At 73.9% G+C, this 295-nt stretch carries 1 protein-coding gene; it reads right to left on the bottom strand.

Going from position 1 to position 295, the window contains the following annotated elements; translation table 11 throughout:
• A partial coding sequence (locus FLV34_RS40015) for a DUF222 domain-containing protein (protein ID WP_147945650.1) occupies positions 1-286 on the bottom strand: 286 nt, incomplete at its 3' end.
• Positions 287-295: the final 9 nt, after the last annotated feature.

The following is a 295-nucleotide window of genomic DNA, read 5'->3' as shown; positions in this document are numbered from 1 at the left end:
GCCCGTAATCGGCCCGCTCATCCCGCTCTTCCCCATCGGGGTCCAGCACCGCCCGCAGATGGCGGCCGGCCTTGGCGACCTCCGCCGCCCCCGCTTTGCGGGCCAGGTCCACCAGGATCGGCTCGGCCAGGCCGGCCTGCTCATCCGATAGCCCGGCGACAGCGGCGCAGATGGCCTCCACCACCCCCGCCGCCAACTCACCCGCAGCGAACTTCTCCCGCACCTTGGGGAGGCGCGGCAGTTCCGCCCCCAACGTGAGCAGGCGGCCCGCACCGCCCACCGTCATCCCCCCACT

The organism is Microbispora sp. CSR-4 (assembly GCF_008033685.1).
Classification (GTDB): domain Bacteria; phylum Actinomycetota; class Actinomycetes; order Streptosporangiales; family Streptosporangiaceae; genus Microbispora.
The sequence above is the reverse complement of the archived record's forward strand: the minus strand, read 5'-3'. Positions and strand labels throughout refer to the sequence as shown.